At 32.5% G+C, this 9,216-nt stretch carries 6 protein-coding genes; all 6 read right to left on the reverse strand.

Features of this window, described 5'->3' with window-relative positions; all coding sequences use genetic code 11:
• Positions 1 to 110 precede the first annotated feature (110 nt).
• The 6 genes from gyrA to dnaA all read right to left on the reverse strand — a co-directional run bounded on the left by gyrA (position 111) and on the right by dnaA (position 8,749).
• Entirely contained in the window at positions 111 to 2,627 is a 2,517-nt protein-coding gene (gene gyrA / locus GMA06_RS07795; RefSeq protein ID WP_163562247.1) for a DNA gyrase subunit A, read from the reverse strand.
• A 146-nt stretch (positions 2,628 to 2,773) separates the two neighbouring features.
• Complete coding sequence (gyrB, locus tag GMA06_RS07800) at positions 2,774 to 4,702, reverse strand: DNA topoisomerase (ATP-hydrolyzing) subunit B (RefSeq protein ID WP_163545861.1); 1,929 nt, start codon at positions 4,700 to 4,702, stop codon at positions 2,774 to 2,776.
• Positions 4,695 to 5,801, reverse strand: a complete 1,107-nt coding sequence (recF, locus tag GMA06_RS07805) for a DNA replication/repair protein RecF (protein ID WP_163562248.1) — start codon at positions 5,799 to 5,801, stop codon at positions 4,695 to 4,697. The genes gyrB and recF overlap by 8 nt, the downstream gene beginning before the upstream one ends.
• Before the next feature lies 1 nt (position 5,802).
• Complete coding sequence (gene yaaA / locus GMA06_RS07810; RefSeq protein WP_163545863.1) at positions 5,803 to 6,021, reverse strand: S4 domain-containing protein YaaA; 219 nt, start codon at positions 6,019 to 6,021, stop codon at positions 5,803 to 5,805.
• A 117-nt stretch (positions 6,022 to 6,138) separates the two neighbouring features.
• Positions 6,139 to 7,278: a DNA polymerase III subunit beta gene (gene dnaN, locus GMA06_RS07815; RefSeq protein ID WP_163562249.1), complete on the reverse strand. Its 1,140-nt coding sequence runs from the start codon at positions 7,276 to 7,278 to the stop codon at positions 6,139 to 6,141.
• Positions 7,279 to 7,435: 157 nt separating this feature from the next.
• Complete coding sequence (gene dnaA, locus GMA06_RS07820; protein ID WP_163545865.1) at positions 7,436 to 8,749, reverse strand: chromosomal replication initiator protein DnaA; 1,314 nt, start codon at positions 8,747 to 8,749, stop codon at positions 7,436 to 7,438.
• Between the last annotated feature and the right edge of the window lie 467 nt (positions 8,750 to 9,216).

Here is a 9,216-nt window from a genome sequence, read left to right on the forward strand (position 1 = left end):
GTTTCCCGTCAAGGCACACTTTGTTTTTCGCCTTGACTAGAAAACCTTTGTTTTTATTGTTTGGTTATTAACCCCGCAAAAGAGAAAGTAATTATCTGTTTTTTTGCACTTTACTTTACAATTGGAGATTCTTTTTCATTTTCTACTATATTTTCTGCTGTATTTTCTTCTATATGTTCATCATTATCTTCTCGTTCTACTTTGACCATAGACGATACGACAGCGTCATCATCTAATTTCATGAGGCGAACACCTTGTGTGGCACGTCCTGTTTCAGAAATATCATCTGAACTAAAGCGGATAATGACACCTTTATCGGTCATAACCATAATGTCTTCTTCGCCTTTGGTTGTTGTTAAGCCAACTAAATTACCATTTTTTTCAGTAATATTGGCTGTTTTAATGCCTTTTGTGCCACGGTTTTTGATGATATATTCACTTTCATCAGTACGTTTGCCATATCCTTTTTCGGTAATAACTAATACTTTGGCTCCTTTTTCAAGAATGTCCATTCCTACTATATAATCGTTTTCTCTTAGTTTGGCTCCTCTTACACCGGAGGCTGCACGTCCCATAGAACGTACGTCATTTTCATCAAAACTTACTGAATAGCCGTAGTGTGTGCCTAAAATAATGTTTTGTTTACCGTTTGTTAATAAGACATCAATCAATTCATCGTCTTCTTGCATGTTAATTGCTTTTAATCCACTTGTTCTAATATTGCTAAATTCGGATAATTTAACACGTTTGACGACACCTTTTTTTGTTCCAAAGAATAAATAATTCGTGTTTTCCAATTCACTTTGTAAATTGATAATGGTTTGGATTTTTTCGTCTGCTTCAATAGTCAGCAAGTTTACAATCGGTAAGCCTTTTGCTGTTCTGCTATATTCTGGGACTTCATATCCTTTCATCTTGTAGACTTTTCCTTTGTTGCTGAAAAATAGTAAAGTATCGTGCGTTGAACAAGATACTAGTGTACTAATGTAATCTCCGTCATGCATGGTCATGCCTTGTACGCCACGTCCTCCACGTTTTTGTGTTTTAAATTCTGTGTTGGCTAGACGTTTAATATAGCCATTATTTGTTAATGTTACGACAATATTTTCTTCATCAATCAAATCTTCGTCTTCAAGACTTAACACTTCACCGACAAGTAATTCTGTACGTCTTTGATCTCCAAAGCGTTCTTGAATGTCTTTTAATTCTGTTTTGATAATGTCTAAAATACGTTCACGTCTTGCTAGAATATCGGTTAAGTCGGCAATAAGTGCAATCAATTCTTTGTATTCTGCGTCAATTTTTTCACGTTCTAGTCCTGTTAGTCGAACCATGCGCATATCTAAAATAGCTTGTGATTGTTTGTCTGAAAGACCGAATTTTTCCATGAAAATATTTTTGGCTTCATCTCCTGTTTTAGAAGAACGTAAAATAGAAACTATTTCATCAATGTGATCTAAGGCAATTTGTAATCCCTCTAAAATATGTGCTCTAGCTTCTGCACGTTTTTTATCAAAGATTGTACGACGTCTAATCACTTCTTCTTGGTGTTCAACATAATTTTCGAGTATGCATTTTAAACTTAGAACTTTTGGGACACCTTTTTCAATGGCAAGCATATTGAAACCAAAAGATGATTGGAGTGGTGTTAATTTGTAAAGATTGTTTACAACCACACTGGCACTGACGTCACGTCTAACTTCAATAACCACGTGCATACCCTCTCGTCCTGATTCATCTGCAACGTATGTAATACCGTCAATGCGTTTATCCCTTGCTAATTCTGCTATTTTTTCAACAAGTTTTGCTTTATTGACCATATATGGTAATTCGCTAATAATAATGCGTTCTTTACCATTTTTCATTTGTTCAATATCAACACGTCCTCGAACAATAATGCTACCTTTTCCTGTTTCATAGGCTTTTCGAATACCGGATTTTCCCATGACAATGCCGCCGGTTGGAAAATCTGGTCCAGGTAATACTTCCATTAGTTCAGATACTGTAACATGTTCGTTTTCCATGAGTAATTGTATGGCTGAAATTACTTCGTTTAAGTTATGTGGCGGAATATTGGTTGCCATACCTACGGCAATGCCTGTTGCACCATTTACTAATAAATTAGGAAATCGAGCTGGTAATACGTCTGGTTCACGTTCTGAACCGTCATAGTTATCGTGATAGTCTATTGTATCTTTATTGATATCTCTTAACATTTCAAGAGCCAATTTTGACATACGAGCTTCTGTGTAACGCATTGCAGCTGCACCATCTCCGTCTATTGAACCAAAGTTTCCATGTCCGTCTACTAACATATAGCGATAACTAAAATCTTGTGCCATACGTACCATGGATTCATAAATAGCACTATCTCCGTGTGGGTGATATTTCCCCATAACATCTCCGACAATACGTGCTGATTTTTTATAAGCTTTATCTGGTGTAACACCTAATTCGTGCATGCCGTATAAAATACGGCGGTGTACTGGTTTTAATCCATCTCTTACGTCGGGTAATGCACGTGATACGATAACACTCATGGCATAGTCTAAAAATGATGTTCTCATTTCTTCACTTAAATTTGCTTTTGAAAATGTTTCATCACGAATAATTTGTTCCTCTGACATATCTTACCTCCTTGTGTGTGGTATCTTTTATATGAATTAATATTGATGAATAGATAATCTATTTTTTGTTTAGTTACGTTTTTTTTTGATATTTTTTAATATGTTGGATTTGTTTTCTTGAATAAACGCTCGAGTTCACATCCTGTTTATATATCCAAGTTTTTAACATATTTGGCATTTTCTTCGATAAATTGTCTGCGTGGTTCAACACGATCTCCCATAAGCATATCCAATACTTTGTCAGCTTCTGCTGCGTCATCTACGGTTACTTGCAACATACGTCTGTTTTCAGGGTTCATGGTTGTTTCCCATAGTTGTTCTTTATCCATTTCTCCAAGACCTTTATAGCGTTGGATATTTGGTTTTGGTGTTGCTGGTAATGTTTCTAAATAGTCTTTTAGTTCTTCATCACTTGCTAGGTATTGTACAGTTTTACCTTGTTTGACTTGATACAATGGTGGCTGTGCAATGTAAATGTAACCTGCTTCTACCAATGGACGCATGTAACGATAAAATAGTGTTAATAGCAATGTGCGAATGTGAGAACCGTCGACGTCGGCATCGGTCATGATGACTAATTTATGGTAACGTGCTTTTTCAACATCAAATTCTGAGCCAAATCCAGTTCCCATTGCTGTGAATAGCGAGCGAATTTCTTCATTGGCTAAAATTTTATCCAGTGTTGCTTTTTCAACGTTTAAAATTTTACCTCGAATTGGTAAGATTGCTTGATACATACGGGAACGACCTTGTTTAGCTGTTCCTCCGGCGGAATCTCCCTCAACAATAAATAATTCGCAAAGTTCAGGTTCTTTACTTGAACAGTCGGCTAATTTTCCTGGTAAATTACTAATTTCTAATCCTGATTTTTTACGTGTCACTTCTCTAGCACGTTTTGCTGCCAGTCGTGCTTTAGAGGCTAGAATACCTTTTTCAATAATTTTTTTGGCTACTTGAGGATTTTCAAGTAAGAATTTTTCAAAATAGGTACCGAATAGGCGTTCTGTAATTTTTCTTGCGTCAGAATTTCCTAATTTTGTTTTTGTTTGCCCTTCAAATTGTGGGTTTGGGTGTTTAATAGAAACGATACATGTTAATCCCTCACGGACATCTTCGCCTGTTAAGTTTTCTTCGTTTTCTTTTATCATTTTATTTTTCTTTGCATAATCGTTAATCACACGTGTTAAAGATGTTCGTACCCCTTGTTCGTGTGTTCCTCCCTCATGCGTATGAATATTATTTGTAAAACTTAACATGTTGCTATAATAGGTGTCATTATATTGTAAGGATACTTCAACTTGAATATCGTCTTGTTCTCCCTCAATGTAGATAGGGTCATCAAATAATACTTTTTTATTATGATTGAGGTATTCTACATAGCTACTAATACCACCCTCATAATAAAATTCATCTTTTCTTTCTTGGTTTTCACGAGTATCTTCAATACTCAAGCGTAATCCTTTATTTAAGAATGCAAGTTCTCGTACACGTGTCATGAGTTTTTCGTATTCAAAAATCGTTGTTTCTTGGAAAATTGTTGAATCGGGTAAAAAATACACTTCTGTTCCGTGTTTTGTTGTATCGCCTACTACTTTTAAGTCGTATAAGACATTTCCACGTTCATATTCTTGTTGATAAATTTTTCCTTCTTTATAGACTTTAACACATAGATTTTCAGATAAGGCATTTACAACAGATGCCCCTACACCGTGCAATCCACCGGATACTTTATATCCTCCTCCACCGAATTTTCCACCTGCATGTAGGACAGTAAAAACTGTTTCAACGGCTGGTCGTCCTGTTTTTTCTTGAATATCAACTGGGATTCCACGTCCGTCATCTATTACTGTGATACTATTATTTTTATTGATTGTAATAGAAATATGTGTTGCAAATCCTGCCAATGCTTCATCAATCGAATTATCCACAATTTCCCATACTAAATGATGTAAGCCTGCACCACTCGTTGATCCGATATACATACCAGGACGTTTTCTAACTGCTTCTAATCCTTCTAATACTTGAATTTGACTTGCATCATATTGTTGCGCCAGTTGTTCTAAATTTTCAGTCATGTGATACAACACTTCCTTTCAAAATTTCAAAGATTTTAGGTTCACTAATCATATTTTTTTTAATACCGTCTATATTGGTTGTTGTGATAAATGTTTGGACTTTATGTTCAATAGATTTTAATAAAAATGTTTGTCTATCGTCATCAAGTTCTGATAAAACATCATCTAATAATAAAATGGGATAATCTCCCGTCATTTCTTTCATTAAATCAATTTCTGCTAGTTTAATACTTAATGCTACTGTTCTTTGTTGCCCTTGTGAGCCGTATACTTGAACATTGACGCCATTTACCATAAAAACCAAATCATCTCGATGAGGACCAAATAATGTCATACATTGGTCTATTTCTCTTTTTTTTCCTTTTTTGAATAAAGTCATATATTTTTCATATAATGTATTTTCATCATCTTCTGCTGTATAATCAATTTGTGATTCATACACTAAGGATAAACAATCTTGTTCTTGAGAAATGAGATGATTTATTTTCATTGCCCATATTTCTAATTTTTTGATGAATTGAATACGTGCATGTAGCATAGATGCTGCTTGTAAGCATAATTGTTCCGTTAATACGTCTAAATATGTATCGTCAATTTGTCTTTCTTTTAAATATAAATTGCGTTGTTTTAATATTTTTTGATATTGAGATAGATGATACAAATATAGAGCATTCATTTGACCTAATTCGACATCAATAAATCGTCTACGAATGCTTGGAGAGCCTTTTATAATGTTTAAATCTTCAGGAGAAAAAAGCACGACATTGAGTATGCCAATATATTGGCTTAATTTTTTCTTTTCAATATTGCCAACAACAGCTTTTTTTCCTTTTTTATGAATAATCAATTTTAAAGGAATGGATTCTTCATTTTTTTTGATAAGTGCTTCAATACGTGTAAAATCATGTTCCCATTCGATCAATTCTTTTTCTTGGGATGTACGGTGACTTTTTGTTAATGCTAAAACGTGGATAGATTCCATTAAATTTGTTTTTCCTTGTGCATTTTTACCTAAAAAGATATTCACATTAGGGGAAAATGAAATCATTTGTTTTGTATAGTTTCGATATTGAACGAGTGATAAATTTTCAATTTTCATTTTAAATTTGTCTAATTACAAATGATGTTCCGTCTTCAAATTCTACAACAGACCCGTGATAAATTTTTTTACCACGTCTTTGTTCCACTTCTCCGTCTAAATATACTGTATGATTCTCCAGATACCATTTAGCCATACCACCGCTACTAATCATATCAGTATATTTTAATAATTGTCCAAGTGTGATGTAATCTTCTGTTATATCAACTGTTTTTTTCATTATTTTCCCTACTTTCTGCACAAGACCTCAAGGTAAATTATAATACAAAACCTTATAAAAAGCAAAAAAACGACATTTTAAGCCGTTTTTTGTTCTTTTGGATATTTTTGTCATTTTTTAATTTCTTGTTCTTATAGGTGTAATCAATTGAACAAAGTAGTCATTTTCTTCATCTAATTTCAATGTGAAAGGTTTTCCTTCTTCAATTAAGTTAATTTCAATTTTTTGATTTTGGAATGCTTTTAAAGCGTCTTTCATATAGTTTGGATTAAATGAAATTTTCATTGGTTTTCCTTCAAATGATAACATATCTAATTCTTCTTCTACATACCCAATTTCTGCAGATTCACTAGAAATAAAGCTGTTTTTATTTAGCGTTAAAGTAACAATATCATTTTTTCCTTCTGTGGATAAAATAGATGCTCTTTCAACAGATTGTAAAAAGATAGACGATTCTACTTTAAAGGTTGTTTCGTATTGATTTTTTAATAGGCGAGAAACATCTGGATAAATTCCTTCTACTAATCGACTATAAAAATATAAATTTTCTGTTGTGAATAAGACTTTATTATCCGATACTGTCATTTTAACATCTTCTTCATCACTTAAAATACGTGATAATTCCACTAAACTTTTGGCTGGAATCGTACATTGATAAGAAATATCTTTTGAAATAGATGGTAATAAAATAATACGTCTACTCATTCTATGGCTGTCTGTTGCTGTTGTAATGAGTTGTCCATTTTCAACAACTAAATGGATACCTGTTAAAATAGGACGATTTTCGCTTGTTGATGCTGCGAAAATAGTTTGTGATAATACATTTTTAAATAAAAATGATGCGATAGAAATTGTTTGATTTTCTTCTATGTCAATATTTGAAATGATTGGATATAATTCTGCATCAATTCCATTGATTGTAAAGACAGATTTATCGGATACAATTTCAACTTTATTGTTTTCTAGTAGTGTAATTTGAACATCTTTACCCGATAATTTACGAATAATTTCTCCAAAAAAGCGAGCAGGTAATACGATACTTCCTGTTTGGATAATATCTAATTCATTTTCTTCTATATCAGAAGAGATTATTTTTTCTATTGAAATACTTGCATCACTTCCTGTTAACACTAATTCATTTGTTGTGAGTGCTAATTTCACACCTGTCAAAACTGGAATTGTTGTTTTTGATGTAATGGCACGTTGTACATCTGATAAATGTTTTAAAAATACGTGACGGTTAATAGTGAATTTCATGGTTACTCCTTTTATTATTTTATTTTTATATAAAGGTAATAGTATTAGTAGGGGTTGTGGATAATGTGTAAAGGGCTAAAAAAGTATTTATTTATCATCATTCACATGTGGAAAACTTTTGTAAAAATCTGTGTAAAAAAGAATGAGTTATCCACAATTATTTTTCAAGTTTTTTACGAATTTGTTCAATTTGTTTGATTAACGCCATGTCGCTATTCGTATCTATGGTTTGCTGTATTTTATCACATGCATGCATAACTGTGGTGTGGTCTTTTCCACCAAATTCTTGTCCAATTTTTGGAAGAGAATTTCCTGTGATTTCTCTTGATAAATACATCGCAATTTGTCTTGGAATAACGATGTCTTTGTTTCGTTTTTTACCTTTTAGTTGTTCAATGGTGACACTAAAGATTTTTCCAACTTCGATTTGTACGTCATAAATAGATATTGTTCGTTTGGCATTTACAGATACAATATCTTTTAGTGCTTCGGCAGCTAAGTTTGTATCAATATCACGATGATTGGTTAAAGAATAAAAATTAACACGTGTTAAAGCAGCTTCTAGGTCACGAACGTTTGAGTTGACTTGTCCTGCAATATAATTAAGTGTATCATCTGGAATATTGATATGATTACTAATGGCTTTTTTTCTTAAAATAGCTGTTCTCGTTTCTAAATCTGGTGGTGTAATATCAGATGATAAACCAGAACCAAAACGAGAAACAAGGCGATCGGGTAATTCTGGAATTTCAGAGGCAAGTCGATCACTTGTTAAAACGATTTGTTTACCAGATTCGTGTAAAGCATTAAATGTATGGAAAAATTCTTCTAATGTACTTTCTTTGTTTGCTAAAAATTGAATATCGTCTACCATCAATAAGTCAACATTTCGGTAATGATTTCTAAATTCTTCTTGTGATTTTGTTTGAATCGAATTGATAAAATCATTTGTAAATGTTTCACTTGTGACATAGTGGATATTTGCAGAGGGATTATTTCTTAAAATAGTATTTCCAATAGCATGCATTAAATGTGTTTTTCCTAGTCCGGATCCACCATAAATGAATAAAGGATTATAGGCTGTTCCGGGACTTTGTGAAACAACTAGTGCAGCAGCATGAGCCATTGTATTACCAGAACCAACGACAAAACTATCAAATGTATAATTAGGGTTTAAGTTGATACGACGTTGATTTTTAATTTTTGATACAGGTTGTTTTGGTAATTGTTCTTCTAAAATAAGTGAAATATCTGCCTGTTCAAATTTTGTACGTAAAATGTAAGTTGCTGAATTTAAAATTAAATTTTCCCATGTTTGTTTATGAATCATTTCAGGCAATAATAATGTTAAACAATTTTGTTCAAATTTTATTGGTTTAGCTGATTCAATATAAATTTCGTACATGCCTTTAGTGAATAATTTTTTTAATTCAACAAGTAAATAATGCCAAATATCGTCTAAATGATTCATCTTTAGTGTCCTTTCTATGTTGTTCATTAGAGTATTTTAACACATTTAAAAAAAGTTATCCACAGTTTTTAAAAAGAGATATAAGATTGATAGAAATTATCCACAAAAAATAAATTTGTGGATAAAAAATGTGGATAACTTTATGATAAAAGAAATATATTCACAGTAGTTATCCACATAAAAAAGTGTATATATAAAGGTTTTTTATTATTTTACACAAGGTCTGCGAAAAGATTATACATGTGTGTGTAATTGTGGATAAATTTGTTTAAAACGTAGATAAATAGAAAGAAGTACTTTTTTATTGTGGATAATGTGTGTATGATGGTGGGATATTTTCCTCCAATTGTAAAGTAAAGTGCAAAAAAACAGATAATTACTTTCTCTTTTGCGGGGTTAATAACCAAACAATAAAAACAAAGGTTTTCTAGTCAAGGCGAAAAACAAAGTGTGCCTTGACGGGAAAC

Source organism: Granulicatella sp. zg-84 (assembly GCF_010892375.1).
In the GTDB taxonomy this organism is placed as follows: Bacteria; Bacillota; Bacilli; order Lactobacillales; family Aerococcaceae; genus WM01.